This window comes from Burkholderia thailandensis E264 (assembly GCF_000012365.1).
GTDB classification, from domain to species: domain Bacteria; phylum Pseudomonadota; class Gammaproteobacteria; order Burkholderiales; family Burkholderiaceae; genus Burkholderia; species Burkholderia thailandensis.
Genome location: NC_007650.1, coordinates 1 through 25,230 on the forward strand (window position 1 = coordinate 1; position 25,230 = coordinate 25,230).

Below are 25,230 nucleotides of genomic sequence, written 5' to 3' on the forward strand. Positions count from 1 at the left end.
ATGACTCTCGACGAGATCCGGCAATCCATCCGCGAAGAGCTCGACGCGCTGCGCACAGCCGGTGCGCGCCGGCAAGACTTGTCGCTGCACGCATGCAAGCGGTTGTTCTTTGACCTTGGTGTTCGGCCATCCGCGGCGAACGTCCGAGACTTGACCCAGACGGGAAGCGCGAGCGACATCCCGAAAGACATCGATCATTTTTGGGAGCGGATCCGCGCGGCATCGAAAGTCCGGCTCGAAGGAGCCGCCTTGCCGAAGCCGCTCGAGGAAAAAGCCGGCGCGCTGCTGGGCGCGCTCTATGAAGAAGCGTTGAAACAGGCGCGCGAGAGTCTTGATGACGAGCGGCAGCAGGCAAGGGATGCCGTGGCGGCGGCCGAGCAAAAATATCGGGACGTGCTGATTCGCCAGGAAGCACTCGAGGCGGCGCTCGCCCGAAGCGATGCGCGCGCCGAGCAACTGCAGAATCGCCTGACCGACGCCGAGGTGCAACTAGCGTCCGCGGCGACGCAAGGTCTTGCCCATCAGGACTCGCTACAAGGCCTGATTCGCCGGATGGAAAACGAAAATACGCTGCTGAATCAAAGGCTTGAAACCGAGCAGAGCCACAACGCCGCACTGCGCGAGCGGATCGACGCGCTGAACGCGGAGCTGCGCGAGAACACCGAGCACTACGCGCAGCAGATCAAGGATGCGATCGCGGAAGCCGAGCGGCGCGTGAAGCCGATGCTCGTCGAGCTCGATTCGCTGCGCAGCATGGCTTCGACGTATCAACAGGGGTTGCGCGACGTCAACCGCAAGGAGTTTGATTTCCTTCAGCAACTGAGTGCGGCGAAGGCGCGTGCGGATCGGCTCGACGCGCAGTTGCGCGAACAAGGCGACGAATTGACCGCGGCCGCCAACGAAGTCCAGGTATTGAGGGCCAGCCAGGGCATGACACCCGAGATCGCCGCACTGATCCGCCGTCTGGCTGACGCGGGTAATCTCGACGCGGCCGCATTCGACGCGATCGGCACGTCGCTCGATCAGCATGTATCGCTGCCGGGCCGTTGCCCGAAGTGTGGCGACGGCGAACCCGAACTGTCGCACGGCGCAGACGGTTACGAATTGCTTTGTCCCGAATGCGAACACACGTCGGGAGCGCGGCCGTCGCGCTTCGCGGCTGTCGCCTGTTTCACCCGGTCAACGTGACGGAAGGCGCCCGAAATCCTCAAAGGTGAGGAAATTCGGGAGTCGGTGGATGGGAAAAGGTGAGCGTTTTCGGGAGATCGAAAACGCGGATCTCAAGCCTGGCTTGACGCGGCCAACGCTTCATCGGTGAGCGATTCGGCGTCGGGTAGCGCACTGACGAGGCTTTCCCGCCAATTCTTCCACGCCCGATGCAGCCGATTCGACGAAATCGGCTGCGCGAATCCCAGCCACTGACCGACTTTTTCCGGTTCGACGCCGTTTTCGAAAAGTTCGGCCGCGAACGTGTTGCGCAACGTCTGCGGGCTGGCGCGCGCGGTGCGTGATTGCGCGATGTCGGCCGCGTCGACGATCGCATCGACCGCGCGCAGCATCGTTGCCTTATGCATCGGCCGGCCGGATTGCGACGCAGGGAAGACGAGTTCGCCCGGGATGCCGCAGCGCTGACGTTCGGCGAGCCATGCGCCGAACAGCGCGATCGCGAACGAGGCGAGATGCGTTTCGCGTGTGAATTCTGGTTGGGCCGCCGGGATCGTCAGGACGGTTGATCCGAGTTTGACGCAACTAATCGTGAGTGCGCGTGCTTCGCCGGTTTTCAATCCGCCGCCAAGGAACGCGGCGATTAGCGCACGATCGCGGCGCTCCTTCCAGAGCGCCGCGCCCGCCGCGGGCAGCGGGGAAAACAGGTAAGCAAGCAGCGCGGCGCGTTCGGCCGGCGCGAGAAAACTCGTCGGCTCGTTGTCGCGCGCGCTGCGCCAAGTCGCTTCGCCATCCTGAGCAATGAAGCGGGCAGGATTCGTCGAACCGAATTCGTTCTTGCGCACATGATCGAGCACGCGCTCGATCAGCCTCAAATAGCGCACGCGCTGCGTCTTCTTGATCGGCAACTCGCCGACGAACAGAGCGATCGTTTCGGTGTCCACCGTCGCGAGGTTTTTTTGCCGTTTCGCGAGCCAGCCGAGAAACGCGCCCCATTGCGCGCGGTAGACGTCGGCCGACGATCGGCGAAATTCCTGGGCGGCCAGCCATGCATCGAATGCGGTGTCCGGATGGTTGAGCCAGTCCGACGTATCGCGATCGAACAGATCGCTCGGGATGTCGGGCTGCGAAAGGGGACTCGTCAGAATGGGCGGCGACATGTCATTTATCCCGTTAGTTGCGATTCATCGTAGCGTGTCGCATTCGCTCGACAAAGCATTTTTCGAGGCAACGGCGAGTGTCCGGCGGCCAACGATTCGCCAGGAACCGGGCGTCCGCGTGCGACGTGCGGGCCGGGCGGGCTGCCGGGCAAGCGCGGCGACCGGCTAATCGCCCCATGCGCGGGACACGCGCGAGGCGCGCACCGGCGCAATAGACGCATCGGTGCGTGCGCTCGCGGCCCGCTCGTACGCGGCGACCGCGAACGAGAACACCGCGGGCAGCGCATTCGACTGCCCGAAGTCGACGAGATCGTCGGTTTCGGGGAAGCGCAGCTCGGCCGGGCGGTCGAACAGGCAGCGGACCATCGAATCGTGCCGGCTTGCGAAGCCGAGATCGGCGAGCGCTTCGGCCTCGACCGCGTGCAGAAGCCGCCACGTCAACGGAACGCCTTGCCGGATATAGCGCTCGGCAATGTGACGGACAATCGTTTCCATATCGTGCGCCGCAGCCTTGAAGCTGAGCGCGGCCAGATCCTGTTCGGTCATCGCGGGCTCCTGTTTTGCGTATACTGTACGAATATACAGTATTTTGCGCAACTGGCCATTGAGCCGACTAGGCGCCGTGCTATCGATGGATCACGATGAGAAGCGCTTTGGCCTCGCTCTTGCCCGCGTTGCGGATCGCGTGCGGACCGTCGGCCGCATAGCGTGCGGTGTCGCCCGCCTTCAGTCGCCGTGTGACGCCCGCCGCTTCGATTTCGATCGCGCCGTTCAGCACCGTCAGGTGCTCGCGCGTGCCCGGCTCGTGCGGATTCGACACGAGCGCGCCGTTTGCCGGCAGCGTCAGCTCGTACCATTCGAACTTGCCCGCGAGCTCGATCGGCCCCCACACGCGCAACTGGTATTGCGCGTCGTGCCCGGCGAGCGTCGGAATGTCGTGCGGGCCGTCGACGCGGATCGTCTCGGGCGCCTTCGGCTGCGCGAACAGCTCGTCGAGGCTGATGCCGAGCGCGTTCGTGAGCCGCCACGCGACGGCGATCGTCGGATTCGCCTTGTCGCGCTCGATTTCGGACAGCATCGATTTCGACACGCCGGCCGCGCGCGACAGATCGTCGAGCGTGAGCTTGCGCTCGTTGCGCAGGCGCTGGATTTGCTCGCCGACACGCGGCGGCGTCGCGCCGCCGGCGACAGGAGCGGGCGCGGCCGTGCGCCGCGCGCCGGAAGAGCTTGCCATTTGAATTCCGTTCGCTTAGAGTTGTTCGGTATTTCGAATTTTAGTTCGAAATACAGGAAAAATACGCTGGACCCGACGGCCGACTATAACAGTAGCAAGCTGCTTTGCCGCCGCCACGAGCGCGGACGAGCGCCGAGCCTTGCAGCCCATATCAGGAGCTTATTGCGATGCGTGACGCCTATCTCGCCCATCTACGCGGCACCCTCGACCAGATTCGAGCCGACGGTTTCTACAAGACCGAACGCGAGATCGCCAGCCCGCAGGCAGCCGACATTCGGCTCGCCGGCGGCGCGCACGTGCTGAATTTCTGCGCGAACAACTATCTGGGGCTCGCGGACGACTCGCGCCTCATCGCCGCCGCGCAGGCCGCGCTCGAGCAGGACGGGTTCGGGATGGCGTCGGTGCGCTTCATCTGCGGCACGCAGACCGTGCACAAGCAGCTCGAGGCCGCGCTTTCCGCGTTCCTGAAAACGGACGACTGTATCCTGTATTCGAGCTGCTTCGACGCGAACGGCGGACTGTTCGAGACGCTGCTCGACGAAAACGACGCGGTCATCAGCGACGAGCTGAACCATGCGAGCATCATCGACGGCGTTCGCCTGTCGAAGGCGAAGCGCTTCCGATACAAGAACAACGATCTCGCCGATCTCGAAGCGAAGCTGCGCGAAGCCGACGCGGCGGGCGCGCGCTTCAAGCTGATCGCGACCGACGGCGTGTTCTCGATGGACGGCATCATCGCGAACCTGAAGGGCGTGTGCGATCTTGCCGATCGTTATGGCGCGCTCGTGATGGTCGACGATTCTCACGCGGTCGGCTTCATCGGCGAGCACGGGCGCGGCACGCCCGAACATTGCGGCGTCGAGGGCCGCGTCGACATCATCACGGGCACGCTCGGCAAGGCGCTGGGCGGCGCGTCGGGCGGCTACGTCGCGGCGCGGCGCGAGATCGTCGAGCTGCTGCGGCAGCGCTCGCGCCCGTATCTGTTCTCGAACACGCTCACGCCGAGCATCGCGGCCGCGTCGCTGAAGGTGCTCGAACTGCTCGCGAGCGACGAAGGCGCGAGGCTGCGCGAGCGCGTGCGCGCGAACGGCGTGCACTTCCGCGAGAGGATGAGCGCGGCGGGCTTCATGCTCGTGCCGGGCGAGCATCCGATCATTCCGGTGATGCTGGGCGACGCGCAGGTCGCATCGAAGATGGCCGATGCGCTGCTCGCCGAAGGCGTCTACGTGATCGGCTTCTCGTATCCGGTCGTGCCGCGCGGCCGCGCGCGCATCCGCACGCAAATGAGCGCCGCGCACACGCCCGAGCAGATCGATCGCGCGGCCGACGCGTTCGTGCGCGTCGGCAAGACGCTCGGCGTCATTTGACGGAGGCTCGCGATGAAAGCGCTTGCAAAGCTCGAACGCGGACCGGGCCTCACGCTTACCCGCGTGAAGAAGCCCGAGGTCGGCCACAACGACGTCCTCATCAAGATCCGCCGCACCGCGATCTGCGGCACCGACATCCATATCTGGAAGTGGGACGACTGGGCGCAGAAGACGATTCCGGTGCCGATGCACGTCGGCCACGAGTACGTCGGCGAGATCGTCGAGATGGGCCAGGAGGTGCGCGGCTTCTCGATCGGCGACCGCGTGTCCGGAGAAGGGCACATCACGTGCGGCTTCTGCCGCAACTGCCGCGCGGGGCGGCGTCACCTGTGCCGCAATACGGTCGGCGTCGGCGTGAATCGCGAAGGCGCGTTCGCCGAGTACCTCGCGATACCCGCGTTCAACGCGTTCAAGATTCCGCCCGAAATCTCCGACGATCTCGCCGCGATCTTCGATCCGTTCGGCAACGCGACGCACACTGCGCTGTCGTTCAACCTCGTCGGCGAGGACGTGCTGATCACGGGCGCGGGGCCGATCGGCGTGATGGCGGTGGCGATCGCGAAGCACGTCGGCGCGCGCAACGTCGTCATCACCGACATCAACGACTATCGCCTCGACCTTGCCCGCAGGATGGGTGCGACGCGCGCGGTGAACGTGTCGCGCGAATCGCTGCGCGACGTGATGGCGGACCTGCACATGACGGAGGGCTTCGACGTCGGGCTCGAGATGTCGGGCGTGCCGAGCGCGTTCACGTCGCTGCTCGAATCGATGAATCACGGCGGCAAGGTTGCGCTGCTCGGGATTCCGCCCGCGCAAACCGCGATCGACTGGAACCAGGTGATCTTCAAGGGCCTGGAGATCAAGGGCATCTACGGGCGCGAGATGTTCGAGACCTGGTACAAGATGGTCGCGATGCTGCAAAGCGGGCTCGATCTTTCGCCGATCATCACGCACCGCTTCGCCGTGGACGACTACGAGAAGGGCTTCGCTGCGATGCTGTCGGGCGAAAGCGGCAAGGTGATTCTCGACTGGGCCGCTGCGTGACGCCGGACGAGCGGCCTGGCGGGATGTCGGGCCGCGAATCGTACGTCGTGTCGCGTCGCGATGCGGACTGCGTATGATGATCCGCGACCCGCATCGCGCTTGGCGATGCGGCTTCGTTCGGCCTTCAATGCGCAGCGCCCGCCATCGTCAACTGTTCGACGATCGGCCCGAACGCCAGCGCCGGCTGATGCGTCAACAACGTCGTCAGCATGACCGTTCCGTTCAGCAGGACGACGGAGCCCGTGCCGCGCGTGGCGAGCGCGCGGATCGGCGTGAGCAGCACGGCGGTGCCGGCGGCAGCCGACAAGAAGCTCCGCACGGCGATGCCGCCCATCTGGGGCAGATAGCTAGCGTCGTTTCGCCCGCGTCGCCTTGCACGCTCGTGTTGGCGGCGAAGCTCACAGCCGTGTTGAACGCCGAATCTGCGCTGACGGTGGGGAGGGCCTGCGGATTGAGCTGCAGCGCGTGCTGAGCGCGCTGCAACGCGTAGAGTGCGATCGTGCCGACGAGGCTGAGCGACAACAGCGCGATCGCATGGGTTTTCCAGCTCATTGCCTGCTCGGGATCGATGCCCGCCGCGCGATACGTGCATCGCTCGACAGGCTGCAGCATTCGCATCGGCCACGGCGGATCGCCGTTTGCGATGCGCACGATGTACTGTCCGAGCGGCTTGACGTGCCGAGTCAGCACGGCGGCGAAGAGCGCGATCTGCGGAAGGCGTGCTTGTCCATCGATTCTCCCGCTTCGGCCGTCGGTTCGGCCGCGCTTCATGTGTTCATTACAGCGCAGCGGATGTCAAACCGATCGAGAGAGTCGGGCGACGGGAGTAAACAACGCGTCAATATGTCGGCTCGCAAGCGATTCCGCGAGGCGGGTGGCTTGCGTCATTGCGCCTCGTCGAGCAGATGCGGATTCAATTCGATATTCAGGATCACTAGCCAACGTTTCGGGCAATTGGCCGGAACGTCGGGTGGCGTGCTTTCATTCGGCGCGCCGTGCAGACGGCCGCTCGACCGTGCTTCGAGATACGCGCGTCGCGCGTCGGCTTGCAGCCAGTAGCTGACGAGCGCGCACGTCACGAAGTTGAAGAGCAGCAGCGGCCCTGATTCGACGTCGTGGCCGGCGACGCGGGCGAGGCTCGCGAATGCCGCGGTCAGCACCTGGCTTGCCGCGATCGTGATGCATGCGACCTTGACGAGACCGCGCATGCGCATCGCCGCCTTCACGCGAAGCGGATTGCGTGCGCTCCGATCGCCCGAGTCGCGTGGGCGGCCGCGCCGGCGTGCGTCGTCGTCTTCTTCGTCTCCGTATTTCATGCGGCGCGATCGAATCGCGCGAGCATCGGCGCCGGCGTCAGCGGCAGTTCGCGCGCGTTCCATGCGGCCGGATGCGATACCGCCGCCGGCTTGCTGAGGATCGCACTGTCGTAGCCTTTGCCTGAAAAGTGCATGACGTCGACGAGCCGGAATCCGTGACGCGTGTAGAACGCGACGAGATGCGCAGCCGGCTGCGGCGTGTCGAGCGCGAGATGCCGGTAGCCGCGCGCGGCAGCCCAACGCGTGGCGAAATCGAGCATCGATCGGCCGATGCCGCGCCCTTGCCAGACGGGATCGACGCCGAACTGGCGCAGCGTCGCGACGTTGCCGCGGCGATAGAGCTCGCATGGCGACGAAAGGTCGCGTGCGTGAAGCGTCATCGTCGCGACGAGATGGCCGTTGCAGACGGCGACGAAGCACTCGCCCGCGAGCGCGCGTTGCCGCGTGACGGCGGCCGGTTGGTCGACGCATGGACAATTGAGCCCCATCCGGCCGAGCCGGGTGAACGCGCGATGCAGCAGCGCGGTCAGCTCGTCGTACGAGTCGTGCGCAGGATCGAAACGTCGGAGCACGACGCGGCCGTTCGCGCGTGTCGCGCATGCGAAGTGCATCGCTCGTTCGGACTTCACTCGTTGTTGCGGCATGACGCCTCCCAAACCTCGATGGTTGCCCGAAGTGTAGGGAGTCGCGAGCGCGCCTTTCAAGAAAAAATGTCGTAAAAAATCTCGGCGCGGCAAGAGAGGCCGGAGGCGGCGATGCGCGAAACCGCGGCGAATGTCGCGCGTTTCCCCGCGCGACGGCGTGCGTCATCGATGCATCATGTCGCGGGCGCTTCGCCTTGCTTGACGAACTCCGCTTCGATGCGCACGCGCACGTCGTCGCCGACGGCCGGATACCAGCTCGTCACGCCGAATTGCGCGCGGCTGAACGTGCCGCTTGCGGAAAAGCCGAGCGTGTCCTGCTTCGTCAACGGATTGCGGCCGTAGCCATTGAACGTGACGGCGAGCGTGACCGGGTGCGTCGCGCCGCGGATCGTCAGGTTGCCGGTCAGCGTGCCCTGCGTCGCGCTAGTGTGCGCGAAGCGCGTGCCGTCAAAGCGAATTCGAGGGGCGCGGGCGGCGTCGAGCGCATCCGAGCCTGCGACGAGCTTGTCGAGCAGCGGCACATTGGTGTCGATGCTCGCCGCGTCGATCGATGCCGTCACGCCGCTGTCGGCCAGCCCGCCCGCGCGCCAGTCGAGTTGCGCGCTCGCGCGATCGAAGCGCATCGTGAAGCGCGAATACTTGAAGTGGTCGACATCGAACACGATGCTCCAGTGGTGCGGATCGAGCGTGTAGCGGCCGGCCGGAACGGCGGCTTCCGTCGTCGACACGGTGTGCGTGACGACCCGAAGCGGCGTGCAGCTCGCCGCCATCCCCACAAGCGCGATCGCGCACGCGAATCGTTCCGCCCATCTCGCCGGTTTCATCCGAACTCCTTTTGCCGAATGCGTGCGGAAACGATATCGCACCGATCCGATGTTGACAAAGGAGAATGATCGTTCTACCTTAAACGCATGGACACGAAACCGGGCCTCTTCCCTGCCGCCGGCGCGCGCGAGCGCTTGCTCGATGCGGCCGAAACGCTGATCTACGCGGGCGGCATTCATGCGACGGGCGTCGATGCGATCGTCAAGCTGTCGGGCGCCGCACGCAAGAGCTTCTATACGCACTTCGAATCGAAGGAGGCGCTCGTCGCCGCTGCGCTCGAACGTCGCGATGCGCGCTGGATGACGTGGTTCGTCGAAGCGACGCAAAGGCGCGGCAAGACGCCGCGCGCGCGGCTCGTCGGGATGTTCGACGCGCTGCGCGAATGGTTCGAGCAGCCGGGTTTCCACGGCTGCGCGTTCCTGAACGCGGCGGGCGAGATCGGGCATCCGGACGATCCGATTCGCGTCGTCGCGCGCGAACACAAGGCGCGCCTGCTCGGGTTCGTGCGCGAACAGCTCGACGCGCACGCGGCGGAAACGGGGGCGGACCGCCGACACGTCGCCCGGCTCGCGCGGCAGTGGCTCGTGCTGATCGACGGCGCGATCGGCGTTGCGCTCGTGAGCGGCGACGCGTCGGCCGCGCGCGACGCGCGCGCGGCGGCCGAACTGCTGCTCGATGCGACGCTGCCGAGCCAGTCGGGCTAAAGCCCCCGCCTTTTCATCCGATCGAATCGCCAACCGCAACCTGCCCGCTGTACCCGGCGAGCCGGACCGGTACTTTCACGTCCTCAACCTGGAGAACACGATGTCCGATGCAACCGAAATCCGCCCGCCGGTTCCGCCGTTCACGCGCGAAACCGCGATTCAGAAAGTTCGGGCTGCTGAAGATGGCTGGAACACGCGCGACCCGGAGCGTGTTTCGCTCGCCTATACGCCGCAGAGCAAATGGCGCAATCGCGCGGAGTTCGCGACGGGCCGCGCGGAAATCGTCGAGTTGCTGCGCCGCAAGTGGACGCGCGAGCTCGATTATCGGCTGATCAAGGAATTGTGGGCGTTCACCGGCAATCGGATCGCGGTGCGCTTCGCGTACGAGTGGCACGACGACGCCGGCAACTGGTTTCGCTCGTACGGCAACGAGAACTGGGAGTTCGACGAGAACGGTTTGATGGCGCATCGCCATGCAAGCATCAACGACATGCCGATCCGCGAAGCGGATCGCCTGTTTCACTGGCCGCTCGGCCGCCGGCCCGACGATCATCCGGGCCTGTCGGATCTCGGGCTTTGATCGGCGGCGGGCTGCGTAAAGCATCGCGCGGCCTGCAATGTCGATGAGATGCGCGGCGCGATGTCGTGAAGGATGCGGCGAAGCGCCGATTCACCGTGCCACGCGGATAGGGCTCGATGCTGGAGCGAGGTTGAATATCGAACGCCGATTGTTCGGCGCCGCGTTGTGCTGCAAGGCATCGGGACATCGGGGCACGCGCTGCTCATCCGCCTCACCCGCGCTGCGGCACCTCGCGTTCGAGGCGGCCGAGCCGTACGACCGTCACGCCCGGGCGCAACTGGCGCAGCGACGGCATCACGAGCACGCAATCCGGATACGGCGTCGTGACGGGCTTGCCGTTCGACCAGCCGATCGTCGCGCCAGCCTCCGCAAAATGCTCAAGGCCGGTATACGCGCCGGCGAAACGAAACTCGTCGCTCGCCGCGACGACAGGCTCCGTCACCTGCACGATTCGCATCGTCTTCGACAACGGCAGGAACCAGTCGTCCGGCAGATCCTGTTCGTCGACGGCGCCCGACGCGGCCAGGAAGCGCGCGGTGCTGTCACGCGCAACCGCGACCGCGCGCGCCTCCCAATGCTGGCCGCATTCAATGAGAAGCGCGTTCTTCGCGCTCGCCGGATCGCCGAAGCCGCCGTAATCACGCATCCGTTTGCCTTCCGGATGGCCCTCGTCGCGAATCACGGTCGCCGGTGCGCCGATCTGCAGCGCGAGCGCCGTGCCCTTGTCGAGCGGACCCGCGACGATCAGCGGCGCGCTGCGCTCGTGCATCGAATGCAGATCGAGCAGCCAGTCGGCCTCGTCGACGAACGGCCGGATCGCGCGCGCACGATCGAGCTCGACCGAGCGCTTCGACAGATCGTCGAGCACGGCGGGCATCCACACACGATTGAAATCCTGATCGACGAAGCGCGCGGCGTCGGGTCTCGCGGGATCGAAGCGCTCGTACGCGGCGACGTTCGCGAACGACAAAGTCAGCACGCCGCGGCGCGGGCGCAATTTCCGCTTCAGCAATGCGTCGACGACGATCGCGCCGCACACTTCGTTGCCGTGCGTGAGCGCGTTGATCATCACGTGCGGGCCGGGCACGCCCGAATCGAAGCGATGCACGTAGTCGACGCCCACGTTGCCGGCGCGATGCGCGCCGAGGTCCGGAAAGTCGACCTCGATCGAATAGTGAGGAAATACGGGAGCCGGTTCGGTCATGGTGAGCTTTTTCGGGAGCCGGGGAAATGCCGCGCGCGTACCTGGCGGAAGCGCGTCGGGCCGATGTCGCCGCCGCCGTGTGCGCGATCGCGTGCGATCGGCGCTCAGCCGAGCAGGCGCGCGACGATCGCGTCGCCCACTTCGCTTGTCGACGCCTGGCCGCCCATGTCGCGCGTGCGCGGGCCGTGCTTCAGCACGTGCTCGATCGCCGCGACGATCGCATCGTGCGCTTCACGGGCGGGGCCCGCGCCTTCGCCGAGGAAATCGATCATCATCGCGGCCGACCAGATCATCGCGATCGGATTCGCGACCTGTTTGCCCGCGATGTCCGGCGCGGAGCCGTGCACCGGCTCGAACAGCGACGGAAAGTTGCGCTCCGGGTTCAGGTTCGCCGACGGCGCGATGCCGATCGTGCCGGTGCATGCGGGGCCGAGATCGGACAGGATGTCGCCGAACAGGTTCGACGCGACGACGACGTCGAAGCGGTCCGGCTGCATCACGAAGCGCGCGCACAGGATGTCGATGTGCTGCTTGTCCCACGCGACGTCCGGATAACGCGCGGCCATCTCGGCGGCGCGTGCGTCCCACCACGGCATGCTGATCGCGATGCCGTTGCTCTTCGTCGCGACGGTGAGCCGTTTCGCGCGGCGCTGCGCGAGCTCGAACGCGAATTTCATCACGCGCTCGGTGCCGTGCCGCGTGAACACGGCCTGCTGGACGACGAATTCGCGCTCGGTGCCCTCGAACATCGTGCCGCCGACGGCCGAGTATTCGCCCTCGGTGTTCTCGCGCACGATCATGAAATCGATGTCGCCTGCCTTGCGGCCGGCGAGCGGGCACGGTACGCCGTCGAACAGTCGCGCGGGGCGCAGGTTCACGTATTGATCGAACTCTCGGCGGAACTTGATCAGCGAGCCCCACAGCGACACGTGATCGGGCACCGTCTCGGGCCAGCCCACCGCGCCGAACAACAGCGCGTCCATGCCGGAAAGTTGCGCCTTCCAGTCGTCCGGCATCATCTGGCCGTGCTTCGCGTAGTAGCCGCAGCTTGCCCATTCGATCGGCTCGTACTCGAAGCGCAGGCCGAAGCGGCGGCTCACCGCATCGAGCGCGCGCAGCCCTTCGGGCATCACTTCCACGCCGATTCCGTCGCCGGGGATGACCGCGATCCTGTACACCTTGTCGCTCATGCTGAATTCCTCGTCTCGTGTCCTGCCGCACGCGTTGGCCGGGCCGGGCGCGCGCGGGGTTTGGGGCGCGATCGCATGGAGCTAGCGCGATCGTCGATCCATGCATTTTATTTATTTCTGGAAGGATTAAAATCGGCCATTCGGTTAATCAACTTTCCACGCATCGTGAATAATTCGCCGAACCTCGACGACCTGCGCGTGTTCAGTGCCGTCGTGAGGCTCGCGAGCTTCAGCGCGGCGGCCGAGCAACTCGCGGTGTCTCCCGCGTACGTCAGCAAGCGCGTCGCGCTGCTCGAAAAGCGGCTCGGTACGCGGCTTTTGCATCGCTCGACGCGCCGCGTCGCGGTGACGGAGGCCGGCGAGCGCGTCTTTGCGTGGGCCGAGAAGATTCTCGACGACGTCGACCATCTCGTCGAAGACGTGTCCACCACCCGCAGCGTGCCGCGCGGCACGCTGCGCATTTCAAGCAGCTTCGGCTTCGGCCGGCACGTGCTCGCGCCTGCGCTGCTCGACTTCAGCGAACGCTATCCGCAGCTCGACGTGCGGCTCGATCTGTTCGATCGGCTCGTCGACGTCGCGGGCGAAGGCTTCGATCTCGACATCCGGATCGGCGACGAGATCGCCGATCATCTGATCGCGAAGCGGCTTGCGACGAACTATCGGGTGCTGTGCGCGTCGCCCGGCTATCTCGCGCGATGCGGCACGCCGCGCCAGCTCGCGGATCTCGCCGCGCATCAGTGCCTCGCGATCAAGGAGCGCGATCACCCGTTCGGCGTATGGCGGCTCACGGTGCGCGGCGAGACGTCGACGGTGAAGGTTGGCGGCGCGCTGTCGACGAATCACGGCGAGGTCGCCGTGCAGTGGGCGCTTGCCGGACGCGGGATCGTGCTGCGCTCGATCTGGGAGGCGGGGCCGCTGCTCGCGAGCGGCAAGCTCGAGCGCGTGCTGCCGGACGCGCTCCAGCCGGCGAATGTATGGGCCGTGTATCCGGCGCGGCTCGCGGCTTCGGCCAAGGTGCGCGTGTGCGTCGATTTTCTCGCCGACGCGTTCGCGCACCTGAACGAGCGCGCGAACGGCGGATAATCGCCCGGCGCCCGGCGCCCGGCGCCCGGCGAGCGGCGAGCGGCGAGCGGCGAAAGGGAGGCGGTATGGGCCGGCGTGGGTCGACGCGCGGTGGGGTTGAGTCGGCAAGGATTGTCGATCAATAGTTGATTGTCGACTGCAACTAACGGCCTATCCAGCGCGCGTCGGCGCCGCGGCGCGCGTTGGCTTGCGGAACGATAATGGGCGCGCAGGTCGGCACGCGAAGCGATTCGCGACGCAAAGCGAAAAATGCGCAGCCCCCAGCCCCGAGCCCGCAATTTGCAGTTCGTCGAGCGCCTCGAGCGCGCCGCACTGGCTAGCCGTCGAGGCCGCCAACCCCGCCGACGCAACAGGAGGAACCCGCAATGGACTCGCTGTCGAAGCGCGCGCTCGGCGCGCAAGCACGTTTCGTCGCGGCGCTCGCCGTGCTGATCTTCGCGTCGGCAGGCTCGCTGCGTTACTGGCAGGGCTGGATCTACTGGCTCGTGTTCTCCGGCGCGACAACCTGGCTCGCGCTTCATTTCCTCAAGCACGATCCGGCGCTCGTCGCGAGCCGGATGCGCGTGGGCGTGCGCGCGGAGCGCGAGTTCAGCCAGAAGGTCATCCTCGGCGTCGCGAGCATCGCGAGCGTCGGGCTCGTCGTCGCGATGGGCGCCGAATGGCGCGTCGCACGCACGCCGGTCGACTGGCGCGCGGTTGCGCTCGGCAATGCGCTCGTGATCGCGGGTTTCGCGATCTGCTTTGCGGTGCTGCGCGAGAATCGCTTCGCGTCGAGCATCGTCGAGGTGAAGCGCGATCAGACGGTGATCTCGTCCGGCCCGTATCGTTTCGTCCGGCACCCGATGTATTCCGGCGCAATGGTGATACTTTTCGGGAGCCCGATCGCCGCGCAATCGACATGGGCCTGGCCGTTCGCCGCGGTGCTTGCGGCGGGCGTCGTCGCGCGGCTCATCGGCGAGGAGCGCTACCTGAGCGTGCATCTCGACGGCTATCGCGCGTACTGCGAGCGCGTGCGCTGGCGGCTCTTGCCGCGCGTCTGGTGACGCCGTCGCGGGTTCGGCGGCCCGCTCCGGCGCTTGCGCGCGCCGGCGAGGCGCATCGGTTGATAGACGCCGAACCGTACCTGTCGGCGTCGCGTGAGCATCCCTACAATCTTCGGAGTTATCGTCGAACGAGGTGGTCCGTGATGCTGAAAGTGCTTGGCAAGGCGCCGTCGATCAACGTCCGCAAGGTGCTGTGGACGTGCGCCGAATTGGAGCTTGCATTCGAGCGCGAAGACTGGGGGGCGGGATTCCGGTCGACGCAGACGCCTGAATTTCTCGCGCTGAACCCAAACGGCCTCGTGCCGGTGCTCGTGGATGGCGATTTCGTGCTCTGGGAGTCGAACGCGATCCTGCGCTATCTGGCGAACCGGTACGGCGGCGCGCATCTGTATCCGGTCGAGCCGCACGCGCGGGCGCGCGTCGACCAATGGCTCGACTGGCAGACGAGCGCGTTGAATCGCGCGTGGAGCTACGCGTTCCTCGCGCTCGTACGCAATGCCCCGGATCATCGCGACCCGGCTCAGATCCGCGCGTCGTGCGAAAGCTGGGCGCAGCACATGGCGATTCTGAACGCGCAACTCGACGCGACGGGCGCGTTCGTCGCCGGCGCGGACTACACGCTCGCCGACGTCGCGATTGGCCTGTCGATCAACCGCTGGTTGCGCACGCCGTTCTACAAGCCCGATTTTCCGGCGGTGTCCGCGTATTTCGACCGGCTCGCCGTTCGGCCGGGTTTTGCCGAGCATTGCTTCAACGGCTTGCCGTGAGCGTCGATCTCGCCGCGCGCTCACCTTTCATTCAGCGATTGCGCAGGCCTTGAAGCCGGACGCGGCGATCGGGCGTCGCCGCGCGGCGGCGAGGTGCGCGGCCGGTCGAGCGGCGCGCGCGTCGAGCTCGAAGGCGCGCGCGTTCTACCTCGGAGAGCGCGTGACGTTGCGGTGAACGACGGCGGCGCGGATGCGAATGCTGTCGCCGTCCGGACCGGCCGCTTGAGGAGACAACCGTCGATGCCCGTTCGGCGAACGAGCCGGCGGCCCGCTTCGACACGTCTTCCGCCTAAAGGTGAGATTTTTCGGGAGTTGCCGCGAAGGCGTCCGGAACCTGCCCGGAATTCGCCGGCCGCTCGCGGAATCGGCCGTGAGGCCGGATCGAGCCTGTCGAGATGCGGGGGGGCATGGCCGCGCTCACAGGCGCTGGCGCTTCGCGAGCGTCAGCACGCGTTCCCAACGCAGCGCGTCGCGCTTGTCGTCCATCGGCAGCTTCCACTCGGCGCGGCGATCGTCGCGCACGGCGACGATCAGATACCAGCGGCCGTCGAGCGCCTCAGCGCGGCAGCCGCTCAGATCCGTAAGCGTGTAGCGGCCGTCGGCGCCGTCCTGCGACAGCCACAGCAGCCCCTTCGTCGCCGAGACGCGCAGGTCGCCCCAGGCGCGTTGCAGCACATGCGTCCAGCCGTCTTCGCGCGCGTTCGGCGCGATGTCGCGCCGCCGCCGGACCCAGCGTGCGATCGCCGCCGCGATCGCAACGGCCGCGACGGCGGCGGCGCCGATCGCAACAGCGTTACCGAAGCGCGCGGCGATCGCGTGAAACATGTGGACGGCGCCCCAGATCAATGCGGCGATCGCGAACAGAACGACGAATATCGGCATGGCGAAGCGGGAAATGGCAAAACGAAAGGCGCGGCCGGCGCGCGCCGGCCGCGTGCGGCGAGCATCACCGCATCCGGTGAATGTCGTGCGTGACGAAGCCCGCGTCGTTGTCCGGCAGCGCGAGGCCGTTCTTCACCGAGAGCGTCTTGCGGATGTCCGCGAGGCCCGCGGTCCAGTGATCGCGCATCGTCGACGCGCCGAACTGATAGTCCTTGTAGTGCTGCTCGTAAGCCTTCTGCTGATAGATCAGATGCTGGACGTTGTAGCGCTTGCCGCATGACAGCGTCTCGGCCTGCTGGCACCACGGATCGCTCTCGCGGATGGATTCGGGCACCTGATCGAGCACGCGGCGCAGCACATTGCGAAAGCGCTGCTCGCGCTGCAGCGTATCGGTAACGAAGCGCGTGCGGCTCGAATACTGGACGTCCTTCGTGCGCTCCGTCACTTCGTTCATCGATTCGGGCAACGGCCCGCGCGCGCTCCACAGGTCGACCTGGAACGCGAGCGTGTCGCGGCGCGGCGACGCGCGCAGCACCTCCATCAACGGCGTGTTCGATACGATGCCGCCGTCCCAGTAGAACTCGCCGTCGATCTCGACGGGCGGAAACGCGGGAGGCAGCGCGCCCGACGCCATGAAGTGCTCGGGGCGCAGCGTCGTCTTCGTGTTGTCGAAGTAGATGAAGTTGCCCGTACCGACATTCACCGCACCGACCGACACGCGCGTCTCGCCCGAGTTGATCCGGTCGAAGTCGCACAGCTTGACGAGCGTCGCGCGCAGCGCGGAGGTGTCGTAATAGCTGACCTTCTCCGGCGGATGTGTCGAGCCCGGCAGCGGCGGCGGAAAGCGCGGCACGAAAAAGCCGCGCTGCCCTTGCACGACCGCGCTCGCCGCCTGGCTCGCGGTGAAGAACGTGCGCACGTATTCATGGCTGTTGAAGAGCGCGGCTTCGAACATCGCTGGCAATGCCGGAAAGAACGCGGGCTGGCAGATCGTGTTCCAGAACTCGCGCAGCCGCTCGACGCGCCGCTCGGGCGGATTGCCGGCGATCAGCGCGGTGTTCAGCGCGCCGATCGAGATGCCGGCGATCCAGTTCAGCGGAATGCCCGCTTCGTGCAGCCCTTCGAACACGCCCGCCTGATACGCGCCGAGCGCGCCGCCGCCTTGCAGCACGAGCGCGATCGTTTCGTACGGCAGATCGTGGAACGGCGGGCGCGCATGCTCGAGCGCGTGCGGCACGCCAGCTTCGTTGTGCAGGTCCGCCGGATCGACCGCCTGCTTTTCGGTGCGGGCGCGCGGCTTCATTGCATGAACCAGCCGTGGCTGACGACGAACGACTGGCCGGTGAGAGCCGCGCTCGGGAACGCCGACAGGAACAGCACCGTCTTCGCGACGTCCTCGACCGTCGTGAACACGCCGTCCACCGTCTGGCCGAGCATCACCTTCTTCACCACCTCCTCTTCGCTGATCCCGAGCTCCTTGGCCTGCTCCGGAATCTGCTTGTCGACGAGCGGCGTGCGCACGAAGCCTGGACACACCACGTGCGAGCGCACGTTGTGCTTCGCGCCTTCCTTCGCCAGCACGCGCGCAAGCCCCAGCAGCCCGTGCTTGGCCGTCACGTACGCCGACTTCAGCGGCGACGCCTCGTGCGAATGCACCGAGCCCATGTAGATCACGACGCCGCCGCGATCGTCCTTGTACATGTGCTTGAGCGCGGCCTTCGTCGTCAGGAACGCGCCGTCGACGTGGATCGCCTGCATCTTCTTCCAGTCCGCGAACGCGTAGTTCTCGATCGGATTGACGATCTGAATGCCCGCATTCGACACGAGAATGTCGACCGAGCCGAACGTCTCCGCGACCTTGTCGACGCCGGCGTTCACCGCGTCCTCGTTCGTCACGTCCATCGCGACGCCGATCGCCTTGCCCCCCGCCTGCTTGATCTGCTCGGCCACCGCGTTCGCGCCGTCCTGATTCAGATCCGCGATCGCGACCGCCGCGCCCGCCCGCGCAAGCTCCAGCGCGATTTCCTTGCCGATGCCGCTTGCTGCGCCCGTCACGATTGCGGTCTTGCCATTCAGATTGCCCATGATCGAATTCCTGTCGAGAAGAAAGTGAGAGGGAACGAAAAGGCTCGCGTCACTGCGCGAGGTAATCGTAGACGACTTCGCCGAGACCGAGCGTCAAATCGGCGAGCAGGTGCCGCGCTTCGACGATCTCGAGCACCGGCAGATCGGCGACGGGCGCGAGCGCGTGCGGCGCGAGCTGCAGCGAGGCGGGGCCCGTCCACGCGCCCTTCATCTTGATGTCCTGCAGGTAGTAGCGCACGAGCTCGCACACGCGCGCCGAGCCGTCGACGTGCGGAATGATCTTCAGCAGGAAGTTCGCGCCGGCGAGGCGCTTCGCCTGCTCTTCGAGATCGAGTTCCTGGTGCTTGTAGCCCATCGTGCCCGTCGCGACGCGCACGGGGCCGTAGTCGAGCGTGCCGAGCAGCGTGTCGATGTGCGTTGCCAGCGTCGGCTGCGCGAGTTTCTTCGGAAATCCCCACAATTCGCGGCCGCCGGCGATCGGCGGGTGATCGTTCAGATACATCGCGAGCGTATAGCCGCCCGGCTGGCCCTTGTATTCGACGGGGATCACCTGTCCGCTTTCGGTGTAATCGCCGAAGCCGGTCGAATCGGGCATGCGGATGAATTCGTAATGGACGAGCGGTTCCTTGACCTCGAGCGGTTCCGGCACGATTTCGCGCAGGCGATCCATGTCGGTGCGATACGTGATGATCAGGAATTCCCGATTGACGAAACGGTAAGGGCCCATTGGAAATGCCGGGCTCGTGAGCGGCATCGCGAATGCTTTCGATCGGACTTGGCTTGGCTTCATGTGGACTCCTTGTTGATCGCTTCGTTGTCGGGGTGCCGATATCGTATGCTTCCGAGAATCGATTGTGCGATGCCGCAACTGGAAAAGATTATTGCGGAATTCGCGGCAACGAAATGACAAATATTGACAGTGTTGCGGAGGCGGTAACGAACGCGCATCAGCGGGAGACTGGAAACGGGTAACGGATCGCTTGCGCGCCAAAACCACAAAGGTGAGGCTTTTCGGGAGCTTTGGTGAGTATTTACGGGACCTGTGAAACGAGGGTGAACGCAGGCCGAAAACCGGATGCCGCGACATGCGACGCATGCGATTGAACTTTTGCGGCGCGACCGTCCTCGAAGCACCGCGTTGTTGGAATTTTCGATTTCCCTTTCGATCTCGCGGCGCTTCGGGTTAAGTCTGTCTTAAGCGTGCGCGTCCTAGCATCGTGCGGACCGGTGACCCGGCATCGTTCGATTCGCTACCGTTTCAGTCCCATGCAAAATCTCAATCTCGCTGTCTTTTCCGTGCTCAATGCGGGTTCCGCGCCGCATCTCGGCGCCGTTCGCTTCGGCGTGTTCGCCGCCGATTGGCTTGTGTACGCGGTGCCCGCGCTGCTGTTGCTGACCTGGGTGATGGGCGCGCGCCCGACGCGCCGCCAGGCGATCGAAGCGGGCGTCGGCGCGTGCATCGCGCTCGCGCTCGCGCAGGTGATCGGCCATTTCTGGTACTCGCCGCGGCCGTTCGTGCTCGGCGTCGGCACGCAACTGATTCCGCACGCGCCGGACGGCTCGTTTCCGAGCGATCACACGACGTTCGTCTGCAGCGTGGCGGCAGGCCTGCTGATCGCGAGCACGACGCGCATGGCGGGCATCGCGCTCGCCATCGTCGCGGCGGTGATCGGGTGGGGGCGCGTGTACGTCGGCGTACACTGGCCGCTCGATATCGCGGGCGGCGCGCTCGTCGGCACCGCCGGCGCGCTTGCCGCGCATCTGTACGGCCGCCCGGTGACGGCGCTGCTCGACCGGATCGGCGAATCGGTGCATGCGGTTGCGTTCACGCGATTGCACGAGCGGCCGATTCGCATCGACTGACGACGACGCGAATCGCCGGGAATCCGAATCAACCCGGCGTTCTCGTCTGGGCGGCGTCGTTCGTCGGGCTGGGCTCGACGTCGGCGCCGCCGTGCAATTCGACGTTTCCGCTCTGCAGCTGGCGCGCGGCTTCGCGATCCAGCGCGCTGTCCCTCAGGATCGCGCACATCGCGACGAACAACGCGATCGCGATCGCGCCGAGCCCGCAATAGCCGACGATTCTGAGCGTTCTCGGGATGCCTGCGTGGGTGTGGTGGCGAGTCATGGTCGCGTATCCGGGTGGCGATGCGCGAAGTCGCGCGATCTCGTTCTCGTTCGACGCAAGAAACGCAGTAACGCGCGTCGTGTTTTTTCGATATCCGGTCACGGCGGCGCGGGTGCCGTGCTTCCATGGTTGACGCCGCCGTGTGCCGCAACGGCCTCGCCGAACCGGCAGCGCGCCGTCGACATAGGTATAGGTCACGGGCGATGCGGATGCAACTCCGTTCGCATGGAGATGCGCGCGAGGCGGCTCGCGCGATGCAAGCGGATCGACGGAATGTGAACGCGTGCGTGCCGACGGACGCCGATGCGGCGTTGATCTGCGGAAAAGCGGCAGAAAAGCGGCGGAAGGGATTCGGCGGCGCGGTGCGTGGCATCGAAGGCGCGCAACGTGATGCGCCGGTGATGCGCCGGCGCGAGGCGATCGCACGCGCGTTGCGCGGCTGGGCGATCCGGTGCGGACCGGAATCGCTGATCGTGATCGACGCATCGCGAATGCGGCCGAGCCAGGCCATTTCAAGATGAGCCGATGCGGCGCGGCAGCGGCGCCGCATGCGATTCCGTACTACGAAAATAGGAAAACGCGACGCGATGAGCGGGGCCGCGTGAAGGGGGCGTCGCCTTCGTTTTCTTTTTCGGCGACGGCCGGTCGATGCGAGTGCGAGCCACCGAGCGGTCGATATCGCGATCTACGCGAAGCGAGCGCCTGCTGGCAAGCCGATGAGCCTCGGATTTGCGAGCGTGACGCCCGCGCCATGTTCATGCGCAGTGCCGTCCGCCACTCGCCGACGCGAACCGAACGCGCTTGACACGCTCGACTCGCCCGCCGCATCAATCCTCGAGCGATTCGTGCACCGCGACCGCGCCGCGCTTCCAGTAAGCGGCCGCGCGAATCCGCGATTTCGCGACGCCGCGCTCGCCGCACAGATGCTCGCGCACGCCGCGTATCGCGGCCGCTTCGCCCGCGGCCCACACGTAGCCGTCGCCCGCCGGCAGCGGCAATTCGCGCAACGCGTCGACCAACTGGTTCGCGCCACGTTCGCTGTTCGCCGCATCGCCGCGATGACGCCACACGATATACAGATTCGCGTCCGTTTCGAATTCGATCTGTGCCGACGGATCGGCCACTTCGAGCACGGCCGCGACGCGTGTGCCGGCCGGCAGTTCCTGGAGCCGGCGCGCGACGGCGGGCAGCGCGGTGTCGTCGCCGATCAACAGATGCCAGTCGAAATCATTCGGGATCACGAACGAACCGCGCGGCCCGCCGATGCCGAGCGTCTGCCCGACGCTCGCCTGCGCGGCCCATTGCGACGCCGGCCCCGGATGATGCAGCACGAAATCGAGATCGAGTTCGCGCGCGCCGCGATCGTAGCGGCGCGGCGTGAAATCGCGCGCGACGGGCTGCGGCCGGTCGTCCGGAAACACGATGCCGTTCGGGCCGAATTCGGGGCGCGCCGGCGCGTCTTCGCCGGGCGGCGGGAAGAAGACTTTCACGTGATCGTCGAACGACGCCGATTCGAAATCGTCGAGCTCGTCGCCCGTCAGCGTCACGCGCTTCAGGTGCGGCGTCACGTCGACGACGCGCTTGACCTGCAGCAGACGGAACTTCAGCGTATGGCGCACGCGTGTGACCGCGCGCTCGGTAGTCGGTTGAGTCATGTCGATCGGTTCTCCTTGATAAACCGGGCGCGGAACGATTCAGTCTTCCGTCCGGCCTTCGATGTCGGCGACGGCGCGCCGCAGAATGGCCGCGATGCGGCGTTGCTCGTCGGCGCCGGCGCTGCTCTTGCGCAAGAGCGCCTGCTTGAGCGCCATTCGTGCCTCGACGAATTCCGGCAACCAGCCGCGCGTGTCGTCGTCGGGCGCGGCGGGCGCTTCGCCGGCGAATGCGCGACGCATGAATTCCATCTTGCGGCCGAGATGCGCGAGCTTCGCGAACAGCATCTCGACGCGCTCGCGCTGCGCGTCGAGATGCGCGCGGCCCGCATCGGCGAGCGCGTATCGCTTGCGGTTGCCTTCGACCTGCACGGTCACGTAGCCGAGCTCTTCCAGATACGTGAGCGCCGGGTACACCATGCCGGGGCTCGGCGTGTAGAAGCCGCTCGAGCGCGTGTCGAGCGCCTTGATCAGTTCGTAGCCGTGGCTCGGCTGCTCGGCCAGCAGCGCGAGCAGCAGCAACTGCAGATCGTTGGCGCTGAATTGACGGCCGCGCGGCATCGCGTCGTCTCCGCCGAAGCCGCCGAATCCCCCGGGGCCGCCGCCGAAGCCGCCGAACGGGCCGAAGCCATGCCGGCCGCCGCCGCGGCGATGGCCGCCGAACATCTGGCGGAACATGTCGAGCGGGCCGTGGCCGGACGAGTCGTGCATGCCGCATTCGCGGCGGGAAAACCGGTGAGCGTGGCGCATCGCCCTCTCCCATGTGTCTTTAGATATATCGAAAGATATATATCGAAAGATATAAAGTCAACGGGATTTAAAAGGGGCGGATGAAGGGTGGGCGATGGCGCGGGCATGCAAACAAGTGGTTTCCTCGACCTCGGACGGTGGCTGGGTCCACCGGTGGATGGGATTTCTGCCGAATCGAATGTCGCCGACAGCGACAGGTTTTCGGATGTGGCGGTCTGGCTCGAGTCGTCTGCGAAGACATTTCTTTCCGCCGCAGCGCGCCGTGCCGTGCGTGTCCGCCACGAGCCAGGGCAATTGCTGGTGCGGCCGACAGGCCGCGCCCGGGCGCGGCGAGGGTTCGGGAATGCGGCGTGTCCGCTCACGCATGAGATCCGCGCGCATCGGGTATGGCTCGGGCGCTCGCGCCGGGGCCTTCGTCCTCGACAAGCAGGAGGACGCTCGCGCGCCGGACGTCGCGGAACCCCCGGGGCGGAGCATGAAGGCCTGCTGTCGTCTCCGATCGAGGGCGCGCTCATGAAGGCCGCACATGCCCGGGCATTTTGCGCGGCGCCGGACGTTTGGATGATTTCAGGTGCGGCCGCTGATTATCGACTTCGCATTCGTTTGGCGTTTCCATCGGATGCCGACACCTCCGAGCCGGGAACGCTGTCGAACGAATTCGACGGGCCGCGCATATTTTCCGCGCCGTCTTGCCGGCGTATTGGCGCGAGCGGCGCTGCGCGCGAATTTCCGATCGAGAAGCCGTATCGCGATGTCCACCCGGCGCCGATCGAGGACGATGCGACGAAGCTCGAACGTCATGCGCGAGCGCGCGGGCGGCGTGGCGCGCGCGGTAACGTAGGCGCCGTCAGACGTGATACTGTGACGACGCCATGCGCCATGGCGATCAGCCGGCGTAGCCAGGATCGGCACGAGTCGTTCACGGATACCGCTTGCAAATGAACGGTCTACCTCCGTCGCTTCCGCGGGTCGACAGCACCGAGTCGCTTTTTGCGGAGCCGCTCGCGTTTCTCGCACAAGCGCGCTCGCGGCATGGTGATGTCTTCGTCATGCGGGAGCATGGTCCGATTTTTTCCCGCGCGAGCGATTGCAGCGGCGTGATAGCGGTATTCGGCGAGCATCGGCTTCGACAGATATTGACCGATATAGACAATTTCGCGTTGCCGATGTCCGCGGCGGCGAAAATGGCATTGCCGAAAAACCTCGTCAACCTCAATCGCGGCTTGCACAGCATGCGCGAGCCGGAGCATGGCCGGCACAAGCGCCTCTTGACGGGAACGATCAATCGCGAGTTGTTCGACGCGCACCGCTTCGAAATACGAGCGGCTTTGAACCGCTTTTGCGAAATGCTGAAAGTGGACCGCCGGATTTCAGTGGTCAGCCGGATGCGCGAGCTGACCGTGGAGATGGCGTCTCATATCTTTCTTGGGGCGCAGTGCCAAGAGGATGACGAACTGGCGTTTCTTTTAAGCGCCTATTTTACTTTGCGACGCGAAGCGTCTTCGCTGAACGCGCGCGATCCCCTGCTGTACCGGGACGAACTGATCGGCGTCGGGCAGCAACTCGACCGCACATTGCGGGAGCGGATCAGGCGGTATCGAAAGCGTCCCGTCGACGCTCGTGCGGGGCTGCTGCAACGTCTGGCAACGGCCGGACCGCCGGGCTCGCCCGCGCTTTCCGAGGACGAGATAGTCGGCCATGCCAACGTGATGTTCGTGTCGAGCACCGAGCCCGTCGCGATGTCGCTGACGTGGCTGCTGCTCGTTCTGTCGCAGCTGCCCGATCTGAGGCGCGCGCTTCGCGCGGAAATTGCCGATCGCGCGTCGATGCCGGCATCGACGAACGGCGCGTCGTGGCTCGAGAACGTCGTCAACGAGACGCTCCGGCTCCTGACGCCCAACGCGCTGATGGTTCGCGCGACGACGCGCGCGGTCTCGCTGCAAGGCGTCGCGCTTCCGGCGCGTTGCGAGATCGTCGTGTGTCCGTTCCTCGCGCATCGCGAAGCCAAGCCGTTTCCGGACCCGCATGCATTCTCGCCGTCCCGGTGGGAGACGGCCAGGCCGTCTCCGTACGAGTATTTTCCGTTCGGCGCCGGCGGTCATTTTTGCGCGGGGCGAAATCTCGCGCTCTCGCTGATTCGCGAAGTACTGTCAACGCTGCTATCGCGCTTCGATTTCGTTTTGGATGGCGAACAGTCTATCGACTGGCGCATTCATATCATGTTGATGCCGAAAGGCGACCCGGCACTCATCGCGCATCCCGTCGATGAGCGCGGTGACACGCCGTCGCCGAAATGGCGCGGGCCGATAACCGATCTATTCCATTTCGCGCCGGGGCTTTCTTGACATTTACCAGGGCGCATCCTTTAATCAGAAGCGAATCGGCATGCATGCCCATCGGGATTTTTT

Annotated in this window: 27 protein-coding genes and 1 pseudogene; 12 read left to right on the plus strand and 16 right to left on the minus strand. The window is 65.9% G+C overall.

Annotated elements, in window-relative coordinates; translation table 11 throughout:
* Positions 1-1,188, plus strand: a complete 1,188-nt coding sequence (locus tag BTH_RS00005) for a DNA-binding protein (protein WP_009894485.1) — start codon at positions 1-3, stop codon at positions 1,186-1,188.
* A 92-nt stretch (positions 1,189-1,280) separates the two neighbouring features.
* Here the strand turns inward: BTH_RS00005 and BTH_RS00010 are convergent, their stop codons facing one another.
* The 3 genes from BTH_RS00010 to BTH_RS00020 all read right to left on the minus strand — a co-directional run bounded on the left by BTH_RS00010 (position 1,281) and on the right by BTH_RS00020 (position 3,558).
* Positions 1,281-2,324: a tyrosine-type recombinase/integrase gene (locus tag BTH_RS00010; protein ID WP_009894488.1), complete on the minus strand. Its 1,044-nt coding sequence runs from the start codon at positions 2,322-2,324 to the stop codon at positions 1,281-1,283.
* A gap of 165 nt (positions 2,325-2,489) precedes the next feature.
* Complete coding sequence (locus BTH_RS00015; RefSeq protein ID WP_009894491.1) at positions 2,490-2,870, minus strand: DUF2471 family protein; 381 nt, start codon at positions 2,868-2,870, stop codon at positions 2,490-2,492.
* Positions 2,871-2,949: 79 nt separating this feature from the next.
* Entirely contained in the window at positions 2,950-3,558 is a 609-nt protein-coding gene (locus tag BTH_RS00020; RefSeq protein WP_009894493.1) for a helix-turn-helix domain-containing protein, read from the minus strand.
* A gap of 167 nt (positions 3,559-3,725) precedes the next feature.
* Here BTH_RS00020 and BTH_RS00025 point away from each other — a divergent pair, with 167 nt between their 5' ends.
* On the plus strand, positions 3,726-4,925 hold the full coding sequence (locus tag BTH_RS00025; RefSeq protein ID WP_009894495.1) for a glycine C-acetyltransferase: 1,200 nt from the start codon (positions 3,726-3,728) through the stop codon (positions 4,923-4,925).
* A gap of 12 nt (positions 4,926-4,937) precedes the next feature.
* Positions 4,938-5,969: an L-threonine 3-dehydrogenase gene (gene tdh, locus BTH_RS00030; protein ID WP_009894498.1), complete on the plus strand. Its 1,032-nt coding sequence runs from the start codon at positions 4,938-4,940 to the stop codon at positions 5,967-5,969.
* A 124-nt stretch (positions 5,970-6,093) separates the two neighbouring features.
* Here the strand turns inward: tdh and BTH_RS34740 are convergent.
* The 4 genes and pseudogenes from BTH_RS34740 to BTH_RS00050 form a co-directional block, all read right to left on the minus strand.
* Positions 6,094-6,740: pseudogene (locus tag BTH_RS34740) on the minus strand (potassium-transporting ATPase subunit KdpA).
* Between the two features lie 113 nt (positions 6,741-6,853).
* Positions 6,854-7,285: a hypothetical protein gene (locus BTH_RS00040; protein WP_009894503.1), complete on the minus strand. Its 432-nt coding sequence runs from the start codon at positions 7,283-7,285 to the stop codon at positions 6,854-6,856.
* A complete protein-coding gene (locus BTH_RS00045) occupies positions 7,282-7,929 on the minus strand; it encodes a GNAT family N-acetyltransferase (protein ID WP_009894504.1) in 648 nt (215 codons plus the stop codon). The genes BTH_RS00040 and BTH_RS00045 overlap by 4 nt, the downstream gene beginning before the upstream one ends.
* 173 nt (positions 7,930-8,102) lie before the next feature.
* The gene (locus tag BTH_RS00050; protein WP_009894506.1) at positions 8,103-8,753 is read right to left on the minus strand and encodes a YceI family protein; all 651 of its coding nucleotides are present in this window, start codon (positions 8,751-8,753) and stop codon (positions 8,103-8,105) included.
* An 87-nt stretch (positions 8,754-8,840) separates the two neighbouring features.
* Here BTH_RS00050 and BTH_RS00055 point away from each other — a divergent pair, with 87 nt between their 5' ends.
* Positions 8,841-9,458, plus strand: a complete 618-nt coding sequence (locus tag BTH_RS00055; RefSeq protein WP_009894509.1) for a TetR/AcrR family transcriptional regulator — start codon at positions 8,841-8,843, stop codon at positions 9,456-9,458.
* Between the two features lie 100 nt (positions 9,459-9,558).
* The gene (locus tag BTH_RS00060; protein WP_009894511.1) at positions 9,559-10,038 is read left to right on the plus strand and encodes a DUF1348 family protein; all 480 of its coding nucleotides are present in this window, start codon (positions 9,559-9,561) and stop codon (positions 10,036-10,038) included.
* 211 nt (positions 10,039-10,249) lie between these two features.
* On the opposite strand, the gene BTH_RS00065 is transcribed toward BTH_RS00060, so the two are convergent.
* Positions 10,250-11,242 carry a M14 family metallopeptidase gene (locus tag BTH_RS00065; protein ID WP_009894513.1) on the minus strand — a complete coding sequence of 331 codons (993 nt, stop codon included), beginning with the start codon at positions 11,240-11,242 and terminating at the stop codon, positions 10,250-10,252.
* A 104-nt stretch (positions 11,243-11,346) separates the two neighbouring features.
* The gene (locus BTH_RS00070) at positions 11,347-12,432 is read right to left on the minus strand and encodes a tartrate dehydrogenase (protein ID WP_009894515.1); all 1,086 of its coding nucleotides are present in this window, start codon (positions 12,430-12,432) and stop codon (positions 11,347-11,349) included.
* Between the two features lie 165 nt (positions 12,433-12,597).
* Between BTH_RS00070 and BTH_RS00075 the strand changes: the two genes are divergently transcribed.
* The 3 genes from BTH_RS00075 (at position 12,598) to BTH_RS00085 (ending at position 15,325) form a co-directional block, all read left to right on the plus strand.
* Entirely contained in the window at positions 12,598-13,515 is a 918-nt protein-coding gene (locus BTH_RS00075; RefSeq protein ID WP_009894517.1) for a LysR substrate-binding domain-containing protein, read from the plus strand.
* Between the two features lie 365 nt (positions 13,516-13,880).
* The gene (locus BTH_RS00080; protein WP_009894520.1) at positions 13,881-14,558 is read left to right on the plus strand and encodes a methyltransferase family protein; all 678 of its coding nucleotides are present in this window, start codon (positions 13,881-13,883) and stop codon (positions 14,556-14,558) included.
* A 143-nt stretch (positions 14,559-14,701) separates the two neighbouring features.
* Positions 14,702-15,325 carry a glutathione S-transferase family protein gene (locus BTH_RS00085; protein WP_009894521.1) on the plus strand — a complete coding sequence of 208 codons (624 nt, stop codon included), beginning with the start codon at positions 14,702-14,704 and terminating at the stop codon, positions 15,323-15,325.
* 417 nt (positions 15,326-15,742) lie between these two features.
* Here BTH_RS00085 and BTH_RS00090 read toward each other — a convergent pair whose 3' ends face one another.
* From BTH_RS00090 to BTH_RS00105, 4 genes are all read right to left on the minus strand, one after another.
* Positions 15,743-16,207 carry a hypothetical protein gene (locus BTH_RS00090; RefSeq protein WP_009907050.1) on the minus strand — a complete coding sequence of 155 codons (465 nt, stop codon included), beginning with the start codon at positions 16,205-16,207 and terminating at the stop codon, positions 15,743-15,745.
* Positions 16,208-16,271: 64 nt separating this feature from the next.
* Positions 16,272-17,510 carry a DUF3734 domain-containing protein gene (locus BTH_RS00095; RefSeq protein ID WP_009894525.1) on the minus strand — a complete coding sequence of 413 codons (1,239 nt, stop codon included), beginning with the start codon at positions 17,508-17,510 and terminating at the stop codon, positions 16,272-16,274.
* Entirely contained in the window at positions 17,507-18,292 is a 786-nt protein-coding gene (locus BTH_RS00100) for a 3-hydroxybutyrate dehydrogenase (RefSeq protein WP_009894526.1), read from the minus strand. Before BTH_RS00100 ends, BTH_RS00095 begins: the two co-directional genes overlap by 4 nt.
* A 49-nt stretch (positions 18,293-18,341) precedes the next feature.
* Positions 18,342-19,082, minus strand: coding sequence for an acetoacetate decarboxylase (locus BTH_RS00105; RefSeq protein ID WP_009894527.1), 741 nt, complete (start codon positions 19,080-19,082; stop codon positions 18,342-18,344).
* 476 nt (positions 19,083-19,558) lie between these two features.
* Here BTH_RS00105 and BTH_RS00110 point away from each other — a divergent pair, with 476 nt between their 5' ends.
* On the plus strand, positions 19,559-20,155 hold the full coding sequence (locus tag BTH_RS00110) for an undecaprenyl-diphosphatase (RefSeq protein ID WP_009894528.1): 597 nt from the start codon (positions 19,559-19,561) through the stop codon (positions 20,153-20,155).
* 28 nt (positions 20,156-20,183) lie between these two features.
* Here the strand turns inward: BTH_RS00110 and BTH_RS00115 are convergent, their stop codons facing one another.
* A complete protein-coding gene (locus tag BTH_RS00115; protein WP_009894529.1) occupies positions 20,184-20,420 on the minus strand; it encodes a hypothetical protein in 237 nt (78 codons plus the stop codon).
* A 287-nt stretch (positions 20,421-20,707) separates the two neighbouring features.
* Between BTH_RS00115 and BTH_RS00120 the strand changes: the two genes are divergently transcribed.
* A complete protein-coding gene (locus tag BTH_RS00120; protein ID WP_223297137.1) occupies positions 20,708-20,941 on the plus strand; it encodes a hypothetical protein in 234 nt (77 codons plus the stop codon).
* A 306-nt stretch (positions 20,942-21,247) separates the two neighbouring features.
* On the opposite strand, the gene BTH_RS00125 is transcribed toward BTH_RS00120, so the two are convergent.
* On the minus strand, positions 21,248-22,075 hold the full coding sequence (locus BTH_RS00125) for a siderophore-interacting protein (protein ID WP_009894531.1): 828 nt from the start codon (positions 22,073-22,075) through the stop codon (positions 21,248-21,250).
* A 39-nt stretch (positions 22,076-22,114) separates the two neighbouring features.
* Complete coding sequence (locus BTH_RS00130; protein WP_011400758.1) at positions 22,115-22,822, minus strand: PadR family transcriptional regulator; 708 nt, start codon at positions 22,820-22,822, stop codon at positions 22,115-22,117.
* A 513-nt stretch (positions 22,823-23,335) separates the two neighbouring features.
* Here BTH_RS00130 and BTH_RS00135 point away from each other — a divergent pair.
* Positions 23,336-23,764, plus strand: a complete 429-nt coding sequence (locus tag BTH_RS00135) for a hypothetical protein (RefSeq protein ID WP_223297138.1) — start codon at positions 23,336-23,338, stop codon at positions 23,762-23,764.
* Positions 23,761-25,167: a RiPP biosynthesis cytochrome P450 ApyO gene (locus BTH_RS00140; protein WP_009894540.1), complete on the plus strand. Its 1,407-nt coding sequence runs from the start codon at positions 23,761-23,763 to the stop codon at positions 25,165-25,167. The genes BTH_RS00135 and BTH_RS00140 overlap by 4 nt, the downstream gene beginning before the upstream one ends.
* Positions 25,168-25,230: the final 63 nt, after the last annotated feature.